Annotated in this window: 16 protein-coding genes and 1 pseudogene; 9 read left to right on the top strand and 8 right to left on the bottom strand. The window is 68.3% G+C overall.

The window, feature by feature from the left end; translation table 11 throughout:
- Positions 1-54: 54 nt before the first annotated feature.
- The gene (locus ACIQ51_RS01310; protein WP_396203191.1) at positions 55-2,196 is read right to left on the bottom strand and encodes a thiamine pyrophosphate-dependent enzyme; all 2,142 of its coding nucleotides are present in this window, start codon (positions 2,194-2,196) and stop codon (positions 55-57) included.
- 196 nt (positions 2,197-2,392) lie between these two features.
- On the opposite strand from ACIQ51_RS01310, the gene ACIQ51_RS01305 reads away from it, so the two are divergent.
- The 3 genes from ACIQ51_RS01305 (at position 2,393) to ACIQ51_RS01295 (ending at position 4,678) form a co-directional block, all read left to right on the top strand.
- Positions 2,393-2,860, top strand: coding sequence for an HIT family protein (locus tag ACIQ51_RS01305; protein WP_396203190.1), 468 nt, complete (start codon positions 2,393-2,395; stop codon positions 2,858-2,860).
- A gap of 336 nt (positions 2,861-3,196) precedes the next feature.
- Positions 3,197-3,730 carry an HNH endonuclease gene (locus tag ACIQ51_RS01300; protein ID WP_396203189.1) on the top strand — a complete coding sequence of 178 codons (534 nt, stop codon included), beginning with the start codon at positions 3,197-3,199 and terminating at the stop codon, positions 3,728-3,730.
- Between the two features lie 177 nt (positions 3,731-3,907).
- Positions 3,908-4,678, top strand: a complete 771-nt coding sequence (locus ACIQ51_RS01295) for a creatininase family protein (protein ID WP_396203188.1) — start codon at positions 3,908-3,910, stop codon at positions 4,676-4,678.
- 33 nt (positions 4,679-4,711) lie between these two features.
- Here ACIQ51_RS01295 and ACIQ51_RS01290 read toward each other — a convergent pair whose 3' ends face one another.
- Complete coding sequence (locus tag ACIQ51_RS01290; RefSeq protein ID WP_396203292.1) at positions 4,712-5,542, bottom strand: NAD+ synthase; 831 nt, start codon at positions 5,540-5,542, stop codon at positions 4,712-4,714.
- A 258-nt stretch (positions 5,543-5,800) separates the two neighbouring features.
- Positions 5,801-6,637: pseudogene (locus ACIQ51_RS01285) on the bottom strand (nitrilase-related carbon-nitrogen hydrolase); the annotation flags it as partial.
- Positions 6,638-6,726: 89 nt separating this feature from the next.
- On the opposite strand from ACIQ51_RS01285, the gene ACIQ51_RS01280 reads away from it, so the two are divergent.
- Entirely contained in the window at positions 6,727-8,799 is a 2,073-nt protein-coding gene (locus tag ACIQ51_RS01280) for a penicillin-binding protein 1A (RefSeq protein ID WP_396203187.1), read from the top strand.
- 396 nt (positions 8,800-9,195) lie between these two features.
- Positions 9,196-10,107 (top strand): prohibitin family protein, encoded by a 912-nt coding sequence (locus tag ACIQ51_RS01275; protein ID WP_396203186.1) that lies wholly within the window; start codon positions 9,196-9,198, stop codon positions 10,105-10,107.
- Positions 10,108-10,262: 155 nt separating this feature from the next.
- Here the strand turns inward: ACIQ51_RS01275 and lon are convergent, their stop codons facing one another.
- On the bottom strand, positions 10,263-12,809 hold the full coding sequence (gene lon / locus ACIQ51_RS01270; RefSeq protein WP_396203185.1) for an endopeptidase La: 2,547 nt from the start codon (positions 12,807-12,809) through the stop codon (positions 10,263-10,265).
- 423 nt (positions 12,810-13,232) lie between these two features.
- On the opposite strand from lon, the gene ACIQ51_RS01265 reads away from it, so the two are divergent.
- Positions 13,233-15,350 carry a protein kinase gene (locus ACIQ51_RS01265; RefSeq protein ID WP_396203184.1) on the top strand — a complete coding sequence of 706 codons (2,118 nt, stop codon included), beginning with the start codon at positions 13,233-13,235 and terminating at the stop codon, positions 15,348-15,350.
- Positions 15,351-15,364: 14 nt separating this feature from the next.
- Positions 15,365-17,356 (top strand): serine/threonine-protein kinase, encoded by a 1,992-nt coding sequence (locus ACIQ51_RS01260; RefSeq protein ID WP_396203183.1) that lies wholly within the window; start codon positions 15,365-15,367, stop codon positions 17,354-17,356.
- Positions 17,357-17,375: 19 nt separating this feature from the next.
- Here the strand turns inward: ACIQ51_RS01260 and ACIQ51_RS01255 are convergent, their stop codons facing one another.
- From ACIQ51_RS01255 to ACIQ51_RS01245, 3 genes are all read right to left on the bottom strand, one after another.
- Positions 17,376-17,678, bottom strand: a complete 303-nt coding sequence (locus ACIQ51_RS01255; RefSeq protein ID WP_396203182.1) for a hypothetical protein — start codon at positions 17,676-17,678, stop codon at positions 17,376-17,378.
- A gap of 40 nt (positions 17,679-17,718) precedes the next feature.
- Positions 17,719-18,585 carry an alpha/beta fold hydrolase gene (locus tag ACIQ51_RS01250; protein ID WP_396203181.1) on the bottom strand — a complete coding sequence of 289 codons (867 nt, stop codon included), beginning with the start codon at positions 18,583-18,585 and terminating at the stop codon, positions 17,719-17,721.
- Between the two features lie 143 nt (positions 18,586-18,728).
- A complete protein-coding gene (locus tag ACIQ51_RS01245; RefSeq protein WP_396203180.1) occupies positions 18,729-19,103 on the bottom strand; it encodes a hypothetical protein in 375 nt (124 codons plus the stop codon).
- A gap of 234 nt (positions 19,104-19,337) precedes the next feature.
- Here ACIQ51_RS01245 and ACIQ51_RS01240 point away from each other — a divergent pair, with 234 nt between their 5' ends.
- Positions 19,338-20,534 (top strand): hypothetical protein, encoded by a 1,197-nt coding sequence (locus ACIQ51_RS01240; protein WP_396203179.1) that lies wholly within the window; start codon positions 19,338-19,340, stop codon positions 20,532-20,534.
- Positions 20,535-20,613: 79 nt separating this feature from the next.
- Entirely contained in the window at positions 20,614-21,774 is a 1,161-nt protein-coding gene (locus tag ACIQ51_RS01235) for a DEAD/DEAH box helicase (RefSeq protein WP_396203178.1), read from the top strand.
- Between the two features lie 27 nt (positions 21,775-21,801).
- Here ACIQ51_RS01235 and ACIQ51_RS01230 read toward each other — a convergent pair whose 3' ends face one another.
- The gene (locus ACIQ51_RS01230; protein WP_396203177.1) at positions 21,802-22,203 is read right to left on the bottom strand and encodes a Tfp pilus assembly protein FimT/FimU; all 402 of its coding nucleotides are present in this window, start codon (positions 22,201-22,203) and stop codon (positions 21,802-21,804) included.
- Between the last annotated feature and the right edge of the window lie 206 nt (positions 22,204-22,409).

Below are 22,409 nucleotides of genomic sequence, written 5' to 3'. Positions count from 1 at the left end.
GATGGCAGGGAGTGTTCGGCGTGTCGGGTCAACGCGGCGTCGTCGGGGTTCGCCCTAGAACTTCACGATGTCGAGATAGGCGTTGCGGAAGGTCTCCACCTGCGGGAGCGTGGCATCCTCGAGCGACGGGGCGTAGCCAACGAACACGTCCGGGCTGGCGATGCGCTTGACCGGCGCATCGAGCCACGCGAAGCATTCGTCGGCGATGCTCGCGGCGATTTCGGCGCCGTAGCCCCACGACAGGGAGTCTTCGGTGGCCATGATCACGCGGCCGGTCTTCTTCACGCTCGCATACACCGTTTCCTTGTCCCACGGCGAGAGCGTGCGGAGGTCGATCACCTCCACGCTCGGGCCGCCCTCTTCCTCGATCTGCTTCGCGGCCACGAGGGCGCGCTGCACGGTGGCGCCGTAGGTCACGAGCGTCACGTCGGTACCCGGCTTGAGGATGCTGGCCTTGCCGAACGGGATCATGAAGTTCGGGCCGGGATACTGCGCCTTGTTGTACGTCTGGCGATACAGGTGCTTGTGCTCCAGGAAGATCACCGGGTCATCGCAGCGGATGGCGGTGCGCAGCAAGCCGCTGGCATCGAGCGCGTTGCTGGGACACACCACGCGCAGGCCGGGGTTGTGCGTGAACAGCGACGCCCCGGTCTGAGAGTGATAGATGGCGCCGCGGATGTAGCCGCCGTAGGTGGTTCGAATGACCACAGGGGAACTGAACGCGTTGTTGGAGCGCCAGCGCATCGTGGCCAGTTCATCGCGGATCTGCATGAACGCCGGCCAGATGTAGTCGAAGAACTGGATTTCGACCACGGGCTTGAATCCGCGATGCGCGAGCCCGATCGCGCGGCCGACGATGTTGGCCTCGGCGAGCGGCGAGTTGTACACGCGCGCGCTGCCGTACTTGGTCTGCAGGCCGTGCGTGACCTTGAACACGCCACCCTTGCCCTTGACCTTGCCGAGGTATTGGTCGCGCGACACATCGGCCACGTCTTCGCCGAAGACGAGGATGCGTTCGTCGCGCGCCATCTCGTCGCGCATGCAGGCGTTGAGGAGGTCCACCATCGTGGTGGCGCCGCCCTCGAACTGGGGATCGTCTTCGGTGTCGAAGCGCTCCGACGTGGGGTCCACGTCGGGGGAGTACACGGCAAACGGCACCGTCTCCCCGCCGGGCATGGGCTGCTCGAGGGCGTCGTCGGTGGCGGCGAGCACGTCGGCGTCGACGCTGTCCCGCAGCGCCTGCAGGTCGTCGGCGGTGGCATGCCCCTGGGCGATCAGCCAGGCCGGGAAGGTGGTGAGCGGGTCGCGTGCGGCGTCGGCGTCGCGCTCCTCGGGCGGCCGGTAGAACACTTCGTCGTCCGACAGCGAGTGCGAGTACGGGCGAATGACCTTGGCGTGCACGAACGCCGGTCCCTTCCGCTCGCGGGCGTGCTGCACGGCGCGCTGCATCACCTCGTACGAGGCGAGGAAGTCGCAGCCATCCACTTCCTGGATGTAGAGGCCGGGGAACGACGACACCAGCTTGGAGATCGAGCCGCCGGCGGTGTTGACCTCGACGGGGACCGAGATGGCGTAGCCGTTGTCCTCGACGAGGTAGACGATGGGGAGCTGCAGGTTGGTCGCGGTATTGAGCGACTCCCAGAATTCGCCTTCGCTGGTCGTGCCGTCGCCGGTGGTGACGAGCGTAACATCGTCACCCTTGAAGCGGTCGTCGGTGAGTTCGAGCTGGCGGGCGCGCAGCGTGGCTTCGGCGCTGCCGACGGCCTGCAGGAACTGGGTGCCCGTGGGCGACGACACCGTGGTGATGTTGAGCGCCTTGTGCCCCCAGTGGCTGGGCATCTGGCGCCCGCCCGAATTGGGGTCGATGGCGGCGCCCACACTGCTATACAGCATCTCGGCCGGCGTCATGCCCAGCTGCAGGCAGAGCGCGCGGTCGCGGTAGTAGAGATAGAACCAGTCGTACGCGGGACGCAGCGCCATGGCCGCCGCCACGCCGATCGCCTCATGACCGGCGCCGGAGATCTGGAAGTAGATCCGGTTCTGACGCTTCAGCTGGATTTCTTTATCGTCGAGCTTTCGCGACGTGTACATCACGCGATAGGCGCTGATGAGCTGGTCGCGGGTCAGCGCCGATGCGCTGGCGGGCTCGCTGGCCTCGCCCTTGCGGGCGCGGCTCGGACGGGTCGATGTGGCCATCTGAGGACTCGAGGGAAAACTGATCGCGGGCAACCCACGCAAATTAGTCGGTGGACGCGCCGGATGTGCCACCGCGACCGTTGCGACAACCCGGGCGCGGAACCACCTCGCGCTTGCCTCGCGTTGGTCCGGGCAACAGGTTGGGATTCGAGTCTGGACTCACCAGTCATCCGTCATGCAAGCCCCCATTTCGCCCATGAAGCCGTCCACCGGCCACTGCATCTTCTGCGACCTCATCCGCGGTGCGGCCGAGGTGTCGATCTGTTACGAGGACGCCATGGCGATTGCCTTCCTCGATATCCAACCGGTCAACCCGGGGCACGTACTGGTCGTCCCTCGAGATCACTACGAGGTGCTGCAAGACGTCCCGAAAGCGTTGGGGGCGCACCTGTACCAGGTGGCCGCCAAATTGATCCCGGTGGTGCAGTCGGCGTCGGGGGCGACAGACATGAATATCGTCGTCAATTCGGGCGCGGCGGCGGGGCAGAACGTGATGCACTATCACATTCACCTGATCCCGCGTCGCGACGGGGACGGGTTCGACGTGCCGCTGCCGTTCCCGAGCTCGGTGATGCCCAACCGCCAGCAGCTTGACGCGATGGCGGCGCGGATCGGGAGCATGCTCCGTGATCCGCTCCGCAACGGCGGCATGAAGCAGGACTGATACGCAGCTGGTCCCGTTTTGGCGTGCGGCGCTATTGACGGGAGCAGGAACGTGATCGTATAGTCGCGCATCGTGGGTCGGGTGTGCGAGCAAATGCTGGTCCTGCTGCGCACCGAGCCACGCCCGGGTTCTTCGACGGTTGGCGTGTCCACTTGGTGTTCCAGGAGGATGATGCGCTCCACTCGCGGTAGCTCCCCGATGCGCGGCCCCGCGGCCGTGCCCTGCCGGCCGCTGGTGTTCCGGCCGCGCCCCGCTGTCTTTCCCGCCGGCGCGATCCGCCCCGCCGCGAGGCTCACTGCCCGCGTCGGGGCGTCTTCTTTGCGAGGAGGGTGACGCATGGCCAAGCGCCCAGCCCTCAAACTGAGCCGCGGTTCGGCCCGCGATCGCAACAGCAATGCCCGCGGCACCCGTCCTTCCAGAAGTGAGGCGGTCCGCACCCGGGGGAGCCGTCGAACACAGGAACCGGTCCGTGCCGGTGGCAGTCGCCCCGGTAGTCGGCGGGGCAACACGCCGCGGCCCGTGATCGTGCACGTGGCGATGAAGCGCGCGTTGCGACGGGGCGCGCTGCGCGACTGCAGTCAGAAGTGCGTGTATTGCGCCACGTCGCTCGATCAGCGCACCGCCACGCTCGACCATGTGGTGCCGCTCGCCCACGGCGGGGCCCACGATCCCGGGAACCTGGTGACGGCCTGCGGCCCGTGCAATCGACTCAAGGGCGATCGGCTGCCGTTCGAGTTCTTCGCGCGGCATCCCTGGGCCGGAGCCAACTTCGTGCGCTACGCGCGCAATGTGACACGCGCGCTCAAGCGGGGCGCGCGGCGCGCGGTGAGTCTCGCATTTGCCCGGCTCGACGAGGAGTTGGCGGCGTGAGGACGCGCGCGACGGGGCGGCCCTTGGGATTGGTGCCGATGGTGCTGGTCGTGGTAGCGGCGACGGTGGGGCTACTCGTGATCTAGCTATCGCAGGGGGTCGGGGTCGTGGTCTGGGTCGACCGCCGTGGCAGGTAGACTTCGACCCAGACCACGACCCCAACCACGATCCGACGTCATGTCCCGTCCCGGCCTACTCGCCGAAGCTTCCTGGCCTCACATCGCAAGCCGTTCCTGGCCCGTCGCCTTGCTGCCGTTCGGTGCGACCGAGCCGCACAACACCCATCTGCCCTACGGCACCGACACCCTGCTGGGGAGCGAAGTCGCGGCGCGGGTGGCGGCGGCGTGCATCGGGCGCGGCACCAACGTGATCGCGCTGCCCGCCATACCGTTTGGGGTGAACACCACGCAGCTCGACTTGCCGCTCACGATCAACGTCATGCCCAGCACGCAGCTCGCGCTGCTGCGCGATGTGATCCGGAGCCTCGAGCCGCACGGCGTGCGAGCGCTGGTGCTGCTCAACGCGCACGGCGGGAACGAACTGCGCGCGCTGGTCCGTGAGCTACAGCCCTCCACGTCGCTCATGCTGGCGATCGTGAACTGGTGGCAGGCCGCAGACCCCGCCACGTTCGACGTGCCGGGTGATCACGCCGGCGAGCTCGAGACCGCGGCGGTCATGCACGTGGCGCCGCACCTGGTGGCGGCCAATCGCGCAGCGTGGGGCGAGGGACGCAGCCATCCCAGCACGCTCGAGGGCGTGCGGAGCGGCGTGGCGTGGATGCCGCGCCGCTGGACACAGGCCACCGTCGACACCGGGGTGGGGGATCCGCGCGCGGCGACGGCGGAGAAGGGCGAGCAGTTCATGACGGCGGCCGTCGAACGCATCGCGGCGTTCTGCTGCGAACTGGCGGTCGCCGATCCTCGGCGGCTCTGGGCGCCGCCGGCCTGAGGTTGGGGACGGTGCGCCGACGACGAGGATGGGCTAGAAATCCACCGGCCGCAGATACGACTCGCCGATGCCGCTGTGGCTCACCAGCGCCGTGGCGGGTGGCCGACGCTTCCAGTGTGTTCCGTTGAGGCGACGTGACACCGTGACGAGTTCGTCCTCCCCGAAGCCGCGGGCACGCATCGCTTCGTGCGAGAAACCGTGCAGCATGCCGTTCAGGATCTCGTCGGCGCGCGGGTAGCTGATCCCGAGGTCACCCTCATCGGTCTGTCCCACGATCAGGTCGGCCGTGGGGGCCTTGTCCACGATCACGTCGGGCACGCCCAGATGCCGCGCGAGCTGCCACACCTGCGTCTTGTACAAGTCGCCGATCGGATTGACCGGCGGCGAGTCGTCGGCATGCCAGGTGAAGTAGCCGAGGAGCCGCTCCGTCTTGTTGCCGGTGCCAAGGGGGAGCGCCCGATAGCGCGCCGACAAGTCGAAGAGCGTGATCATGCGCAGGCGCGCCATCACGTTGCCGCGTCGGCCGCCATCGGCGTCGGGCTCGTGGGCGAGATAACCGTCGACCGCTGCGCTGATATCCACCGTGCGCGACTCGATACCGAGCGCATCGATCACCAGCTGTGCATGTTCGAGCGACTCCAGACTCGACGTGCGGTACGGCATGCGCACTCCGATCACATTGTCGCGGCCGAGGGCTTCCACCGCGAGATAGGCGGTGACGGCGGAGTCCACGCCGCCGGAGATGCCGATGACGGCCTTGCCATAGCCGCGGCGTGCCATCTCCTCGCGCAGGAAGCCAATCAGCCAGTCTTCGGTGAGTTCCGGATCGAGACCCAGTGGCGGCGGGCCGCCGTGATCGCGCATCCCGTGGCGCACCACCGGCAATTGCTCCGGCAGGGCGCGCACGACGGTGTTGGCCTTCTCCAGCAGGTCGGTGGGGATCGCGAACTCGCCGGTCGTGAAGCCACGTGCGCCGCGCAGCAAGTCGGCGGCTGCGGGTTCCGGGCCGTCGTACGACAGGGCCACCGGCCACCCTTCGGTCACCCGCTTCACGTTGTCGAGCACGTGCGGCAGCGCCACGCGCAGGTCACTGAGCAGCGGGCTATCCGCGCGTGCGCGCACGAGATCATCGAGGTCGATGGTGAGCGAGACGAAGCTCTCGTCCCACACGGGTGCGCGACCGCGCACGTCGCCGCCGGGACCGACGAGGTGCGACGTGCCGAAGAACCGCTTGCCCCCTTCGCTGCCCACGAGGTTCACGAAACTCGCGTACACCCCATGCTCTTCGGCGATGTCGCGAATGAGCCGCTCCCATCGCGCCGCGCTGTAGGGTCCGGGAATCCCGTCGTTGCGCGGCCACGGCCCACGGGCCGGCGCCGCGGACGAGATAAAGACGAGCTGCGCGCCGTCGAGGGCGGCCAGCGTGCCACTGATCGAATGCCAGGCATCCTCGCAGACAAGGATGGCGGCACGGCCCCACGGTGTTTCGAACGCACGAATGTCGGTGCCGCGCTCCACGAAGCGCTCTTCGTCGAAGAGCCCGTAGGTGGGGAGAAAGTTCTTGCGGTGCACATGGCGCACATTGGGCGGGCCATCATCGAGACCGATCGTGAGGTACGCGGCGCTGTTGTGCAGCGTCTCGCGCCACCGCTCGTAGAAGCCCACCACGACGTCGAGCGGAACTGGCTCGATCCCCGCCGAGGCGCACGCCGTGCGGTACGCATCATCGAGGTCGTAGGCGAGGGCCCCCGCGGTGCAGGCGACTTCGCGCACGCCCCCTTCCACGAAGTAGCCCGACAGGGCGGTCTCCGGGAATTGGACGATCTGTGGGCGCGGCTCCAGCGTGGCGGCCTGCGCGCACAGGCGGCCGATGCGAGCAAGGTTGCCGGCCGTGTCGCCCTTGCGGGGGGCGAACTGGCACAGCGCGATGGTCAGGGGACGAATCGGGTCACCGGGCATGGCGGAAAGATAACGGAACACCGGGCCAGACCGGCGGGGCCCAGGGCTCGTCACGAACCGACGGAGTCGTCCCGTGTAGAATTCCCACTATGCCTACCGCGCGGTCGTTGCCCCCTGCCATCCTGTGGTTCGTGCCGTCTGCCGCCCTGCTGCTGGCCGCCGCCCCGTGGCTGGCCGCCGGGGCGCAGTCCACGCCGGCGCCGACTGGTGAACCCTGGCGTATCATCACCCCGCCCCAGGTCACCCTCGTGCTGGGGCGCGACGGCTCGGTGATCGGCGAGATCGGCCGCGAACGCCGCCTCAGTGTGCCGCTGCGCACGCTCCCGAAATACGTGGGGCAGGCGTTCATCGCCGTCGAAGACAAGCGCTTCTACCAGCACGACGGCGTGGACCTCGTGGGCGTGGCGGGCGCGCTCAAGGACGCCGTCACCAGAGGCAACATCCGCGGAGCGAGTACGATCACGCAGCTGCTGGTGGGGAACATGCACCCCGACGTGATCGACCGGCGCGACCGCTCGCCAACGCGCAAGCTCCGCGAGCAGCAGGCGGCGCGCGAAATGGAGAAGCGCTACAGCAAGGAGCAGATCCTCGAGGCGTTCCTCAACCAGCTCGACTTCGGGCGTGGGGCGTTCGGCATCGAGATGGCGGCGCGGCAGTATTTCGGCAAGGCGGCCGCCGACCTGTCACTGGCCGAGGCGGCGAGTCTCGCGTCGATGCCCAAGAGTCCCACCATCTACGATCCGTCGCGTAACCCCGATCGCAATCGCGAACGGCGCAACACGGTGCTCGCCTTGATGGCGGAGCAGGGGTACCTCACGCCGGCGCAAGCGGCCGTGGCGCAGCGTGCACCGCTCAAGACGGTAAACCGGCTCGACAAGCTCGCGCCCTGGGTGACCGATGTGGTGCGCGTGCAGGCCGAGCGTGCAGGCGTGACGGTGACCACGGGCGGGTACCGCATCACCACCACCATTGATCCGGCGCTCCAGCGCAGTGCGCAACGCGCCCTCTCGGAGGGGATCGACGAGATCGAACAGCGGCCGGGCTTCCGTGGGCTCCGGTGCGCGACGCGCGTTCCGCCACCGTTATCGGCCGCCGCCGCGCGCACGCCCCGAACCAACGCCTGCCTCGAAGGCACCGTCGTGGTGCTCGATCCGACCACCGGCGAGGTGCGCGCGCTGGTGGGTGGGCGGGACTACGCGCGCTCGTCGTTCAATCGCGCCGTGGACGGCAACCGGCAACCGGGGTCGAGCTTCAAGGCCTTCGTGTACGCGCAGGCGATGAGTCAGGGGGTGACCGCCAATGCACTCGTGGCCGACACGGCGCTACGCGTGCGGCTCGACAACGGCCAGATATACGCGCCCGACAACGCCGACCACGAATTTCAGGGCCTGCTCACCCTCCGCGAGGCGCTCACGCGCTCGCGCAATCCGGTGGCGGTGCAGCTGGCGATGTCAGTGGGGATGGACAGCGTGATCGCCCTCGCGCGGCGCGCCGGTCTGCGCGCGCCGATCGCGCCATATCCCTCGAGCGCGCTCGGGGCGAGCGTCGTGCAGCCGCTCGATTTCGTGGCGGCCTATGCCGCCTTCGACAACGGCGGCGTCTCGGTCGATCCCCGCTTCATCACACGTGTGGAGGATCGGACGGGGCGCACGGTCTTCGTCCCCCAGGGCGCCCCCATGCGGTCTGCGATGGACCCGCGCGTGGCGTTCATCATGCGTGACATCATGAAGGATGTGGTGGAGCGCGGCACCGCGACGGCACTGCGTGGCCTCGTGCCCGCGCGTGTGCCGGTGGCCGGCAAGACGGGCACCACCAACGACAACACCGACGTGTGGTTCGTGGGGATGACGCCCGAGCTCGTGGCCGGCGTGTGGCTGGGGTTCGACAGGCCCGCGATGATCGCCCCCGGCGCCGCCGGTGGTACCCTCGCCGCGCCGATTGCTGGTCGCGTCCTGGCGTCAGCCTACGAGGGGCGCACCGCCGGTCTCTGGACGCCCCCCCCAGGTGTGGTTGCCGTCGAGCTGGATCGCACGACCGGCGCACCCGCCGACGGACGTACCCCCGCGGATCGGCGCTACACCGAGTGGTTTCTCACCGGCACCGAGCCTGGAGCGGTCGGCTGGGCCCTCAGTCTTTTTCGTCTGGGGCCGATCGGGCATTAATGAACGACGCTCGGCGCGGCTCTCCGTCGCGTTGCGTCGCCACTTCGGTGTCGGCCTCGCAGGGACGATCTGCATATTTTCCGGGACTGAATGGTTTCGCGGAACTCCATCGAATTCCTCGAAGCATGCCATAGCGACAATCAATTTCTCGAAGTCGTCGCGGTGACCTATATTGCCACTTGAAGGGGAGTAGCCTCGTCCGGCGGGTGAGCGCCCGCCGGATGCTGCCGGTTCGTCAACACTGCGCGTGCGAGGGCGCACGGGCCGGCAGGTCGCTCGCTGAGCGATGCGCGAGACCTTCGCGACCGTGATGTCGGCTGTACCGCACGGGCTGTATAGCCTGAGGATATCGCGGAATACGCGGAGCGCTCGCACTTCGCACATCCCGATGCAGCCATGCGAATCTCGTCTGTCTCCCTGTCGCGCCCCGCGATCGGCGCGCTCCTCGCGCTCCCCGTCCTTACCGGGTGCGCCACCATCCGCCAGGACGAAATCGGCGTGAAGACGTCGTTCGGGCGAATCGCCAGCGGACCGCTACAGCCCGGCGCCCAGTTCATCATCCCCGGCGTCAACTCCGTGCTGCGTGTGCCTGCACGTGTCGTGAACCGCGAAGTGCGCCTCGAGATGCCCTCGAAGGAAGGGCTCAACGTGGCGGCCGAAGTCTCGATTCTGTACCGCGCCAAGACGGAGAACATCCGGCAGATCCTCGAGAGCAGCGGTGTGAGCTACGAGGAGGACGTGATCATCCCCGTCTTCCGTTCGGCGGCGGCCGACGTGTCCGCGCGCTACATGGCCAAGGACATGCACTCGGGAACGCGTACGGGCATCGAGCAGGCCATCAAGACGCAAATGATGGAAGTGCTGTCGCCGCGTGGCTTCGTCGTGGAGAATGTGCTCCTCAAGAGCATTCGCCTCCCGGCCGACCTGGCGCGCGCCATCGAGGAAAAGCTCGAGGCGGAGCAGCGCTCGGAGCAGATGAAATTCGTGCTCGATCGTGAGCGTCAGGAAGCCGAACGCCGCACGATCGAGGCGCAGGGTATCCGCGACTCGTGGGCCATCATTGCGCAGGGGCTCTCGCCCGCCATCATCAGCTATCAGTCGATCGAGGCGTTCCGCGAGCTGGCGCGCAGCCCCAATGCCAAGGTCATCGTGACCGACGGCAAGGCGCCGATGCTGCTGACCAACGAAGTGAACGCCGAGGTGCGTCCGGCCTCGACGGGTGGCACGTCGGGTGACGCCGGTGCGTCGGCCTCTCGCCGCATCGTGCGCCCGCCGGTTTCCCCCAACGCGCCGGTCCGTAACCCGTGAGCATCCGTCGCGCGCGCATCAGCGCCGCGGCACTCCTGTTGACCTGCTTCCTGCCCATCCGCCAGGCGTCGGCCCACTGATCGGCCGCGCCGGCGGTGGCACGTTCGGATTGCGTCCCGCGTTTCGGGTGGCCACGTACGAGTCGCTGCTGCCGGTCACCCCCCCACCACCGGCTCCGCCTCGACCGGGCTTTCCACCACAGCGATCTTCAGCACGTCGCGCAGGGTCTCCACGCAGTGGAACGTGAGTTGCTTGCGCACTTCTTCCGGCACATCCTCCAGGTCCGCCTCGTTGGCCTTCGGGATGATGACCGTTGTGATGCCGGCACGGTGCGCGCCCAGCACCTTCTCTTTCACGCCACCGATGGGGAGTACCCGACCGCGCAGCGTGATCTCGCCCGTCATCGCCACGTCGCGGCGCACCTTGCGGTTCGACATCTCGCTGACGAGCGCCGTGGCGATGGCGATGCCGGCGCTCGGGCCGTCCTTGGGGATCGCGCCGGCCGGCACGTGGATGTGCGCTTCGCTCGCACTCGCCACCCGGTCGGCGGGGATGCCCAGCGACTCGGCGTTGTTCGTGGCGTAGGTGAGCGCGGCCCGCGCACTTTCTTTCATCACGTCGCCGAGCTGGCCGGTGAGGATCAGCGAGATCGGCCCCACGCGTACCGCTTCCTCATCCTCGGTCGGACGCGTGCGCGTGGCGCCGCGACGGATGCTCGCTTCCACGAACATGATGTCGCCGCCCATGGGCGTGTAGTACATCCCTGTGGAGATGCCCACCTCGTCGTGCTCGGCGGCACGCTCAGGGTGCACCTTGGGGCGCCCCAGGAGTTCGCGCACTTCCTCGGCGCTGATCACCTTGTCGTCGATCGTGGCCGCGTCCCCCATGGCCACGCGGCGTGCCACCTTGCGCGCCACGGCGCCGAGCTGACGCTCCAGCTGACGCACGCCGCTCTCGCGGGTGTACTCGCTGATCACCTTCATCACCGCGTCGTCGGTGAAGGTGAGATGGCGTCCGGCCAGCCCTGATTCCTCGAGCTGCCGCGGCACGAGATACGTCTTGGCGATCTCCGCCTTCTCGCGCTCGGTATAGCCGCTGAACGTCACCACCTCCATGCGGTCCAGCAGCGGCCCGGGGATGTTCTGAATGAAGTTCGATGTGGCGATGAAGAGCACTTCGCTCAGGTCGAACTGCACGCCGAGATAGTGATCGGTAAACGAATCGTTCTGCGCCGGGTCGAGCACTTCCAGCAGCGCGCTCGACGGATCGCCCTGATACGACTGCCCCAACTTGTCCACCTCATCGAGCAAGAACACGGGGTTCTTGCTGGCGGCCTGCTTCATCCCCTGAATGATGCGTCCGGGCATGGCCCCCACATAGGTGCGGCGATGCCCACGGATGTCGGCCTCGTCGCGCGCGCCACCGAGCGCCACGCGCACGTACTCGCGGCCAAGCGCGCGCGCGATCGACTTCGCAATGCTCGTCTTGCCCACCCCCGGCGGGCCGTTGAAGAGCAGGATCGGCCCTCGCGCCATCGCGCGGGCCTTGGCTTCCTTGGTATCAGTGATCTGCCGGTCCTCCCCGTTGCCACCGAGGGAGGGCGTTGCGTCGCTCGCCTCGCCCTTGAGCTTCGACACCGGGAACTCGCCAGCTGTGGCCACAGCCGCCGCCACGTGCTGCGCGCGGAGCTGCCTGACGGCGAGGAACTCCAGCACGCGATCCTTCACGTCCTTCAGCCCGTAGTGATCCTCGTCGAGGATCTCACCCGCGCGCGCCAACTCCAGCTGATCGTCGCTGCGCGTGGTCCAGGGCAGTTCGGCGATCCATTCGAGGTAGGTGCGAATGACCTGTGCCTCCATGCTCTCACGGCCGGCACGCTCGAGGCGCCCCAGCTCGCGCTCGACTTCGGCGCCCGCCTCCTTGGGGAGGTCGAGTTTGCGGAGCTTCTCACGCAGCTCGGTGATCTCCTTCGAGGAGTCGTCGTCGCCGAGTTCCTTCTGGATCGCCTTGAGCTGCTCGCGCAGGAACATTTCGCGTTGACGCTCGCCGAGCTCCTCCTGCACCTGCGTCTTGATATCCTCCTGGGCTTCGAGGAGGCCGATTTGCCGCTGGACATGCACCAGGACGCGACGGAGGCGCTCCTCCACGCTGAGCGTCTCGAGGAGCCCCTGCTTCTCGGGTACAGTGAGTTCGATGTAGCCCGCCACGAGGTCGGCGAAACGGCCGGCGTCCTCGACGGAGTCGAGCACCTGGTGCACGACTTCTTCCGGGAGGCCGCGCTTCTCACCCAGTTCGGCGGCGCGCTCGCGGGCTTCCTTGTGCAGCGCGGTGAATGCCGGGTCTTTCACGTCGAGCGGCATCATCTCCTCGGCGGGTACGATGACCGCCGTGAGATGACCATCCTGCTCGCTGAATTGCAGTGCCGTGGCGCGCTGCTCTCCCTGCAGGAGCAGCTGCACGCCGCCGAGGCCGCGCTGCACCTGGCCAATGCGGGCGATCACCCCCGTGTTGAACAGAATGTCGGGGGTCGGCTCCTCGGTGTTGTCCCGCTGCGCGACGGCGAAAACGAGGCGGTCGCCCTTGAGCGCCGTCTCAATCGCCCGCAGGGTCCCCGGTCGCCCCGCCGCAATCGGCGCGGTGATCCCGGGGAACATGACCGTACCGCGAAGAGGCAGAACGGGAAGTGTCTGGCGCTGGCCCATGTCGAATCCTGAAAGAGAGGAATGGCGCCTCAAGGGAGGCACGATCCGCACCGTCGGGATTACGCCATTGCGGCAGGTTTTGCAACCAGACACGGCCGGTGACGAGCCGAATCGTCGGACGGCCAGCCAGTCTAGCAGCAACGGGGACGGGGGCGCTGGGCGGCCACGGCCGTCGCCGCACATCGGTGTTCCCCACGGTGAGTCATTTTGCAACTTTTGGCCGGGCTGGACCCGTAGGTCTCATGTTCCCCGGGGCTCGCAGGACGCGCAGGACGCGCAGGACGCGCAGGACCCGCAGGACGCGCAGGACGCACGGGACGTACCGCGCGGAATGGCACGCACCGTCCCGGCGGGAAGCTGTACCCGGTTTCCCTCCGGTGCTACACTAGGACAGGCCGGTTCACCTCCCCAAGTCCCCTACGCGTGTCCGACAACGCCGCCCATCACGCCGAAGACGCCGAACTCCGCGCTCACGTCGAGCAGGCGCTCAGCGCCGCCTACGAGCTCGACCAGGAGATCGGCCGCGGCGGCATGGGCATCGTCTACCGTGCCCGCGACCGCCGCCTCAAGCGGCACGTGGCGATCAAGCTGCTGCCACCGGAGCTCTCGTTCCGCCGCGACGTGCGCTCGCGGTTCCTGCGGGAAGCCGAAACCGCCGCGCAGTTGAGTCACCCGAACATCGTGCCCATTTACTCGGTCGACGAGGTGGGGAATCTGGTGTTCTTCGTGATGGCGTGCATCGATGGCGACAACCTCGCCAAGCTGCTGCAGCTGCGCGGGCCGCTCCCTATCGAGCAGGTGCGTCGCTGGCTCGCGGAAGTGAGTGACGCGCTTTCCTACGCGCACGCGCGCGGCGTGGTCCATCGCGACATCAAGCCCGACAACATCCTGCTCGATGGCATCGATGGCCGCGCCCTGGTGACCGACTTCGGCATTGCGCGCGCGGCCACCGACAGTGGGGACATGTCGCGCCTGACGGCCACCGGCACGGCGATCGGCACACCCGCGTACATGAGTCCCGAGCAGGCATCAGGTGATCGCGACCTCGATGCACGGAGCGATCTCTATTCGCTCGGCATCGTCGCGTACCAGATGCTGTGCGGTGAGCCGCCGTTCCTCGGCACCACCACGCCGGCGCTGCTCGTGAAGCATCTGGCCGAAGCGCCGGTGCCGATCACGCAGCGACGCGCGGACGTTCCACCGGACCTCGCGGCGATCGTGATGCGGCTGCTGGAGAAGAACCCCGATCATCGCTTCCAGGCCGCCACGGAGCTCACGCAGGCGCTCAAGACCGGCATGGTGCCACCGGCGCCGGCGGGGACCACCGCATCGACGCCACCGTTGTCGAGCGCGCCCGTGACCTTCAACGGGGCGCCCATCGGCGGCATGGTCATTCCGTCGGCCGGTGCGCCCGCCTACCAGCCCCCGGCCTATTCGCCGCGCACCATGAGCACCGCGCCGGCGGGCGGTCCGGTGGTGCCATCGTACACGGGTGGAGCGTACGGCGGCGGATATGCCGGCGAGAACGACCGCACCGACGACGCGTATGTCCCCACGGCCGCCGATCTCGCGCGCTGGGAAGCGCCGCCAGTGCGGAAGTTCCGCAAGCAGCTGGTGCCGTATCTGTACGTGAACGCCGCGTTCGTGGTGCTGTCGGTCGTCGGCGATGCCGGCTTCTCCGGTGTGACCACCATCTGGACGGTGTTCATGGCGTGGCAGTATGCGAAGCTCTGGTCCGATGGCTTCGACTGGAAGGACGTGCTGCGGCAGCCCAAGCATCGGCTGTTCGGCGAGGTGATCGAGGACCTCACCAACAGCGTGATTGCCACGTTCAGCACCAAGAAGCGCGAGGAGCTGCGTGCGCAGGGGAAGCTGCGGAACCGGCTGTCGGGGGCGCTCACCATTGGCACGGGCCATGCGAACGTGACGGCCGGTGCGTCCGGCCGGCGCGGAGCGGTCGCGCCGCTGACGCCAGCGCGCGACGAGGAGCTTGGGAGCTACGTGCCGCTCGTGCGTGCCGCGCGTGCCGACCGTGAGGAGATCGGGCGTCTCATCGACACACTGCCGGCGGACGAGCGCAAGCGCATTCCCAACGTGACCGCCACGGCGGTGGATCTCGTCAACACGCTCGAGACCATCGCGAGGGATCTCGTGCGGCTGGAAGCGTCGACGTCGCCTGACCTGCTCGGGCGCGTGGAGCAGGAGATCACCACCCTCGAGGGGGAGGCTAATCCGCTCGACACCACCCGCAGTGAGGCGCGCGTGCGTCGGCTCGCGCAGCTCCGCCGTGAGCGGCGTGCGCTCGTGGAGGGGCAGGGAAAGCTGGAATCGCGGCGCGGCCAGCTCGAGAGCTGCCGCCTTGCGCTCGAGAACGTGCGGCTCGATCTGGTACGACTCCGCACCGGCAGCAGTTCGGTGCAAAGCGTCACCCTCGTGGCAGAGCAGGCCATGCAGCTCGCGCGTGACGTGGACATCGCGGTCCAGGCCGCAAACGAGGTGCGCGACCTCACGTCGGCGCGTTCGGGCGCCGGCGCCGCCTGAGCGCGGGCGTCGGCATGTTCGACACCCCCGACGGGGCCGCGGACCCGCTGCCGGAACGGTTCCCGGAGCAGCCAGCGGCCGCGGGCACGGCGCGAGCCCATGCCATCGATGCCACGATGCTGCGTGACCGGGTGACCGCCGCGATCGGGGATCTCTACCTGATCGGCCATGAGGTCGGGCGCGGCGGCATGGCGGTCGTGTATGCCGCCGAAGACGTGCGTCTGCAGCGTAAGGTGGCGCTTAAGGTGCTGCCGCCCGACCTTGCCTTCCGCCCCGACGTCCGCGAGCGGTTCGTACGGGAGGCGCAAACGGCGGCGCGACTCAACCACCCGCACATCGTGCCGATTTACGCCGTGCACGAGGCGCAGGGCATGGTCTGCTTCGCGATGTCGCTCGTGGAAGGGGAGAGTCTTGCGGCTCGCATTCTCCGCGAACCGCGACCGTCGTTCGCCTTCGTGGCCAGTATGCTGGAGCAGATGGCGGATGCTCTCGCCTACGCGCACGCGTACGGTGTGGTGCATCGTGACATGAAGCCCGACAACGTGCTGATCGATCAGGCGTCGGGGCGCGCGATGGTCACCGATTTCGGGATTGCCCGCGCCGCTGAAAGCGGCGCACGGCTCACGCAGACGGGGATTGCCGTGGGGACGCCCGCATTCATGAGCCCCGAGCAGGCCATGGGCGAGAAGGAGGTGGACGGGCGCAGCGACATCTATGCCGTCGGGGTGATCGGGTATCTCATGCTGGCGGGGCGCTTGCCGTTCGATGCCGCCAGCACGCCGGCAATGCTCATGAAGCACGTGAGCGAAACGCCACCACCACTGCCCGGCTTCCGCCCCGATGCACCGCGCGTGCTGGTGGAGATCCTGGAGCGCTGCCTCGCCAAGAAGCCGCAGGATCGTTGGGACTCGGCGCTGCAGCTCCGCGATACCTTGCGCCACATTCAACGCGATGGCTCGTTGGCACCACCGCCGTCGGCCGCGTACGCGCGTGGCGAGCGCCTCAACGACAAGTTCGGCCATCGCGCCGAGGACTGGGCGCCCCGACGGGTGAGCGCGCCGTCGCCCGCGCCTCGCCCGCTGGAGCGGCAACAGGCCACTGCAGCTTACGCGGCGGCGATCGACGTGCCTCGTGTTGCCGGCGTGACGGGCAGTGGGCCCCTTGCCTCACCGGCACAGGTGGCCGATCGCGTGATGGGCTTCCGCCGTAGCCTGAAGTGGCTCGTCGCTTCGGCGGCTGTCGGTATTGGCAGTCTCATTGTTGGCGTGTCGCTGAGCGAAGAGGTCTTCATCGCGCCGATGCTCGGCGGCCTCGTGACGGGATTGGGCAGTCTCGCGGTCGCTGGGCGGCACGCCCTCGCCCTGCGACGCTGGGGCATCTCGCCTCGTGCCGCGTGGGGTGAAAGATGGCGCACGTTGCCCGCCGCGCGCGACAACCGTTCGCGTCGGGAGCGACTGGCGGAGCTCGTGGAGAGCGTCGGCGGCCCCACCGCGGGTACCTCACGCTACACCGAGGTGGTGCGCAACGCCGCCGACGACCGCCTCGTGATTCAGGAGAGCATTGCCCGGTTCACGCCGCAGGATCGCGCGCTCGTGCCCGATGTGGAGCCGACCGCCGACGCGCTGCTGGAGCGCATCGGGGCCATCGCGAGCGGGCTCGAACGGTTGGAACGCGATCTCCCGGATGGTGCACTGGCCGACCTCGCGCGCCGCATTGCGGCCATCGAGGCGGAGCCGGAGTCGAGCCCCGATCGTGAGCGCCGCTTGTCGCTCCTCATGCGCCAGCGGGCCTCGCTCGACGACCTGTACTCACGCCGCGACACGATGCAGCGGCAGCTCGACAGCGCGAGCGTGGCGCTCCGTTCGTTGCGCTTCGACATCGTGAAGCTGCGTACGATCGGCGTGGACGCGGCCGGCGACATGACGAGTGCCACCGAGGAGGCGCGCGCCGTGTCGCGCGAACTGGGCTACGTGCTGGACGCCGCCGAGGAATCGCGGCGACTCTAAGCGACGGCGGATCGCCCGCTCAGCGCAGACGCTCCTCGAACTCTTGCACCATCGAGCCGTGCCCGTAACGCGCGGCCGCGTCCATGCCCTTGTGGCACGCCGCGCGCGCCTCATCGTGCCGGCCCAGCGCCGCAAGCGCATCGGCATAGCGCAGCCAGCCGTTCCCCTCGTCGTCGTACGACGCGAGGTAGGCCGAGAGCTCGACCACGGCGTCTTCGAGCAGGTTGCCCTTGAGGAGTTCGTTGGCGAGCCCGAAGCGCACGAGGGGGTTGTTGGGCTGCCGGGCCGCCATGGCACGCATGCTGTCGAGTCGGTTCGTCATATCGCGGGAGACGTGGAGTGTCGGAATGGGATGCAGGGGCTCACTGCGTCAGCAGGTCCCCCACGAGGGTGCCTAGGCGGTCGGGGGCTTCTTCCGGGGCCATGTGGGCCACGCCCGGGAGCCGGTGGATCGACAGCGGATGGTTCGTGGCCGTACGCAACGACGCTTCGAGGCGCGCCGCACGCGCACGGTCGAGAAACGGATCAGCGGTACCGAGAACCACGGCCGTGGGGCACTGAATGGCACCGGGCCGCAGGACCTCCTCGGTGTCGCCGCGCGAGCAGTCCAGCGCCGTGAGCTGGGCACAGGCGGCATCGCGCCCCTCGCGTAGCCGGAATGGCTTGAGGTACACGTCGAGCGCGCGCGCGCCCATATCGCGGTGGGCAAAGCCAGGGAGCAGGGCATAGTGGAGTGCCGACGCCAGCCATGCGGGAGCGAGTCGCCGCCAGAGCGGAACCAACGCCGCCACCCGGCGCACCGGGCGGCTGAGCAGCGCCTCGTCGGCGCGGGCGTCCAGCACGGTCGGATTCACCAGCATGAGGTGGGCGATGCGGCTTGGCTGCTCGTGCGCCACCCGCGCAGCCACGGCGGCTCCCATGCCGTGGCCCACGAGCATCGCTTCCTGCACACCAAGCACATCGAGGAGCTGCTCGAGTCTGGTGGCGTGGGCAGCGACCGTCATGCCGGCCGCACCGTCGCGGGCTCGCGGTGGATCGCTGCGGCCATGCCCCAGCAGGTCCAACACGAGGACGCGGTGGCCCTTGGGCAGCCGCGGCAACACGTGCTGCCACAGGTGCGAGGAGGTGAAAGATCCATGCACGAGCACGATTGGATGGCCGGCGCCGCGATGCCCGAAGGCGTAGCAATACAACCGGACCCCGTCGAGGTCCACGAATTCGCCGCGCATTCAGGAGCGGTCGAGAGAGGGGAGTGCCGGACTCGGCATGCGCTGCGAAGCCTAATGCCTCAAACGGGGCGAGGGCACCGGTCCCCAGCGGAACCGATGCCCTCGTCTACCGTGACTGCCGGCCGACGCCGGCGCTCTGTGGCTTACTGACCGCCGCGCCGCTGCGGCATGGCGGCAAGGTTCTCCTCAAACTTCTTCTTCTGTTCATCAGTGAGGAGGGCCTTGAGGGCCTCGTTGCGCTTGGTGTTCATCTCCTGCATGGCCTCGCGGTTCATCCCGCCGGACTGGCGCATTTCCATCATCTGCTTCATGCCGTTCATGATGACCGTGTCGGCCTTGGCGGACTGCTCGGCGGTGAGCGTGATGCCGGCGAACATGCGCTCCTTCTGACGCGCGATCATCTGTTCGGGAGACATCTGGCCCATGCCGCCACCGCCACCGCCGCCGCCCTGAGCGAAGGCGGGCGTGGCCACGGCGAGGGCGGCCGCGGCCGCGAGGATGCGAAGGGAGTGCTTCATGGCGTCGGAGAGTTGTGGGGAGCGCATGGGCGCATGGCGTCTACGCGCTTGCGTCGGCGCGCGCCCGATACCCATTAGACGCACCACGGAGCCAAACCGTTAATTCGCCACCACTTGCGGTGTTTTGGCCGTTCCCGCGGTCGGCGTACTGGTACCACCCGGGCGCGGATTCGTGGGACGAGAGGCTGGTCCCCCTCTGGCGAACCTGCCAATTGCGCGTACAATAGCGGAATTGTGACCCTTCCTCCCGAAACGCGCCCCGTGCCGGAGTCGTCGGAACTCACTGTTCCCGGCGAACTGACCGTCCCTCGCCCGGTGTTTGTCCCCGCCCCGCCGCCGCCGCCGCCCGTGCCGGTCCCGGTCGGCCGGCTCCTCGCGCAGGGGGGAGCGGCCGTCCGTTATCGGCTGCTCCGCGACGTGCTGGGCCAGGCGGTTCCGTCATCGGGGTGGGCGATGGTGCCGTACGGCAGCCGTCTGGGGTGGCACCTGTTGGGGCTGCAGGACTGCGAGGGGATGTGGCCTGGCGGCTGGCTGACGACCCCCAAGGGCACGTCGCTCGACGGGGTGGGGACCATTCCCGCGTATCGCCGCCTGCTCGAGCTGGGGTGGGATCCGGAGACGCCCGGCATGCAGGCCACTCGGCGTTTGTTGTTCCGCCTACTGGCGGAGGACAGCGATCCCATCCTCATGGGGGAGCTGCGCCCCGCCGGTGACGACGAGGAGCGGGTGTTGCGTGGCCGGCTGATGCTGCGCGAGGCGGCAGCAGCGGCACTCGCGCAGGCGGGTCACGAACAGGATCCCCGTCTGCGGGGGGCGGCGCGCCGGCTGGTCGTGCGCGTAGACGCGTTCCTTCGCTCGTCGGCGGCGCTCAAGCCGTGGGTACGCGTGGGGAACCAGCATGTGCTCCCCTCGGAGAGTACCCCGCCGTCGTTCCATTTGCTGGTGATGCTCGCCCACATGCCCCAGTTCCGTAGCGAGCATGCCCCGTTCATGGATCGCCTGTACGATTGGCTCACGCAGTCGTGGCCGCGGCAGGCGATCGTGCAGCAGGTCGGGGAACAAATCGTCGAGCAGCCACAGCTGGTGATGGGCGATTTCCTCGCCACGCGCAGTGCACTCGACAGTGACATGCCCAGTGCGCTGGCCTGGCTGGAGACGATGGCGCGTTTGGGCCTGCTCACCCGCCACGAGGGGTGGGTCAAGCTGCTCGACCGCACCCTCGATGACCGCGACCGAAAGGGGATGTGGACCCCACCGCGTTCGGTGGTGATGCCGGCGCAGGTCCCGGCCTGGTCGTGGCCAGTGCTGCCGCTCCACGATGGGGAGGCGGCCGGCACGCCGGCGGTGGGGCTGTCGGCCGATGTGACTTTCCGGTTGGCCTTGGTGGCCAAGTTGGCCGGGCGCGAGCTGGAATTGCTCTACGGGAGCTGAGCGCGGCCGAGGGTCCGGAAAGCCGATCGGACGGATTTGCCCGGGCGGGCGGTCCGGCGATTAGCTTTCCCGACTACACATGACAGTCATCGATCCTGATACGCTCGTCGGCGATGTGACCTTCGCCGACCTTGGGCTGGCGCAGCCCCTGTTGGACGCCCTGCACGATGCCGGGTACGAACGCCCCACCCCCATTCAACGCGAAGCCATTCCGCTCGCCCTCAAGGGTCGCGACCTGATCGGCCTCGCCCAGACGGGCACGGGCAAGACGGCCAGCTTCACGTTGCCCGTGGTGCACCGCCTGCTGGGGGGGCCGCGCCGCACCCGCGTGCTCGTGCTCACCCCCACGCGTGAACTCTGCCTGCAGGTGGAGGAGAGCGTCCAGAAGTACTCCAAGCACGCTCCGGTGGACTGCATCCCGGTCTACGGCGGTGTGGGGTACGAACCGCAGGAGAAGGCGCTGCGCCGTGGTGTCGATGTGGTGGTGGCCACGCCGGGCCGGCTGCTCGATCACCTCGAGAAGCGCAACGTGGATTTCAGCTACCTCGAGACGCTGGTGCTCGACGAGGCGGACCGCATGCTCGACATGGGGTTCGCGCCGCAGATCAACCGCATCGTGGAGCAGATCCCGCGCTACCGGCAGACGCTGCTCTTTTCGGCCACGATGCCTCCCGAAGTGGAGGCGCTCGGTCGTAAGTACCTGCGCAAGCCGATCGTGGTGCAGGTGGGGCGTCGTTCGTCGGCCGCCACCACGGTCAAGCATGCGGTCTACCCCGTGCCGCGCACGCGCAAGAACGACCTGCTGGTGCACCTGCTCAAGGACAACGATCACGAGACGGTGCTGGTGTTCACGCGCACCAAGAGCGGTGCCGATCGCGTGGTGCGCGACCTCGCCCGCGCCGGTATCGAGGCGGGTGCGATGCACGCCGACAAGTCGCAACGGGAGCGCATGCAGGCGCTCGAGGATTTCAAGAGCGGCAAGTTGCGTGTGCTGGTGGCCACCGACATCGCGCAGCGTGGCCTCGACATCAGTGGCATCACGCACGTGATCAACTTCGACGTGCCGCAGCAGCCGGAAGACTATGTGCACCGCATCGGCCGCACCGGCCGTGCCGCCAGCACCGGCGATGCGTACACGTTCATGTCGGGTGAGGAGATCGGCATGGTGCGCACGATCGAGCGGGTGATCGGGCAGGAGATTCCACGCGTCTCGGTGCCGGGGTTCGATTTCGGCACGTGAGGCCGGCGCGCGCGCCTCGGCTGGCCGTCATTGCACGCTCACTCGCCCCAGCCTCGACACCGTAATGGTGTCAGCGCGCGCCCCCAGTGACAGGATAATGCGCAGGTTGGCCGCGCCCACACCCAACCCAGAGGGCGCGTAGGCCATGGAGTCGCGGGAGGCGGAGATTTGCACCCCCGTCCGCGCGAAGCTGCCGCGAGCGATCGTGTCGGGCCCAACGTGCACGAGCACATCCCCCCGCGGCGCATCGAAGCGCACCGCCGTCCGCGTGCTGGCCGCCACCGCGTGGTCGCGGGCGTAGGCCAGCAGGTCGGCGGTTTCCCGCGTGGCGGTTTCCACCGCTGCCGCTTGGAGGAGGGGCAGGCCGCTGGCGACCATAAGGGTCGACACCACGGCCAGGATGGCCATGATGAGCAGCTGTTCAATCACGGTGGTGCCACGCCTGCTCCCACGGGGTGGGCGCCGGGGGCTCGAGGGCCGCGGGAAACGAGGACGCAACACAGGACGCTCCGGGTGAACGGCCTGCTACCGTAGCACACTGGCCCGGTTTTGCTGTCACCGAAACGTTGCCGAGGGGGGCCTTGTGGTGTCCCCGGCCCCTTTCCCTCCATTCGGGTCGCGAGGGTACATTACGG

Origin of the sequence: Gemmatimonas sp. (genome assembly GCF_044344655.1) — a bacterium.
GTDB lineage: Bacteria > Gemmatimonadota > Gemmatimonadetes > Gemmatimonadales > Gemmatimonadaceae > Gemmatimonas.
The sequence above is the reverse complement of the archived record's forward strand: the minus strand, read 5'-3'. Positions and strand labels throughout refer to the sequence as shown.

Excerpts from the sequence above, each read along its gene's own strand:
- ACIQ51_RS01310 (WP_396203191.1), bottom strand. The coding sequence starts at position 2,196 with ATGGCCACATCGACCCGTCCGAGCCGCGCCCGCAAGGGCGAGGCCAGC.
- ACIQ51_RS01305 (WP_396203190.1), top strand. The coding sequence starts at position 2,393 with ATGAAGCCGTCCACCGGCCACTGCATCTTCTGCGACCTCATCCGCGGT.
- ACIQ51_RS01300 (WP_396203189.1), top strand. The coding sequence starts at position 3,197 with ATGGCCAAGCGCCCAGCCCTCAAACTGAGCCGCGGTTCGGCCCGCGAT.
- ACIQ51_RS01295 (WP_396203188.1), top strand. The coding sequence starts at position 3,908 with ATGTCCCGTCCCGGCCTACTCGCCGAAGCTTCCTGGCCTCACATCGCA.
- ACIQ51_RS01290 (WP_396203292.1), bottom strand. The coding sequence starts at position 5,542 with ATGCGCGATCACGGCGGCCCGCCGCCACTGGGTCTCGATCCGGAACTC.
- ACIQ51_RS01280 (WP_396203187.1), top strand. The coding sequence starts at position 6,727 with ATGCCTACCGCGCGGTCGTTGCCCCCTGCCATCCTGTGGTTCGTGCCG.
- ACIQ51_RS01275 (WP_396203186.1), top strand. The coding sequence starts at position 9,196 with ATGCGAATCTCGTCTGTCTCCCTGTCGCGCCCCGCGATCGGCGCGCTC.
- lon (WP_396203185.1), bottom strand. The coding sequence starts at position 12,809 with ATGGGCCAGCGCCAGACACTTCCCGTTCTGCCTCTTCGCGGTACGGTC.
- ACIQ51_RS01260 (WP_396203183.1), top strand. The coding sequence starts at position 15,365 with ATGTTCGACACCCCCGACGGGGCCGCGGACCCGCTGCCGGAACGGTTC.
- ACIQ51_RS01255 (WP_396203182.1), bottom strand. The coding sequence starts at position 17,678 with ATGACGAACCGACTCGACAGCATGCGTGCCATGGCGGCCCGGCAGCCC.
- ACIQ51_RS01250 (WP_396203181.1), bottom strand. The coding sequence starts at position 18,585 with ATGCGCGGCGAATTCGTGGACCTCGACGGGGTCCGGTTGTATTGCTAC.
- ACIQ51_RS01245 (WP_396203180.1), bottom strand. The coding sequence starts at position 19,103 with ATGAAGCACTCCCTTCGCATCCTCGCGGCCGCGGCCGCCCTCGCCGTG.
- ACIQ51_RS01235 (WP_396203178.1), top strand. The coding sequence starts at position 20,614 with ATGACAGTCATCGATCCTGATACGCTCGTCGGCGATGTGACCTTCGCC.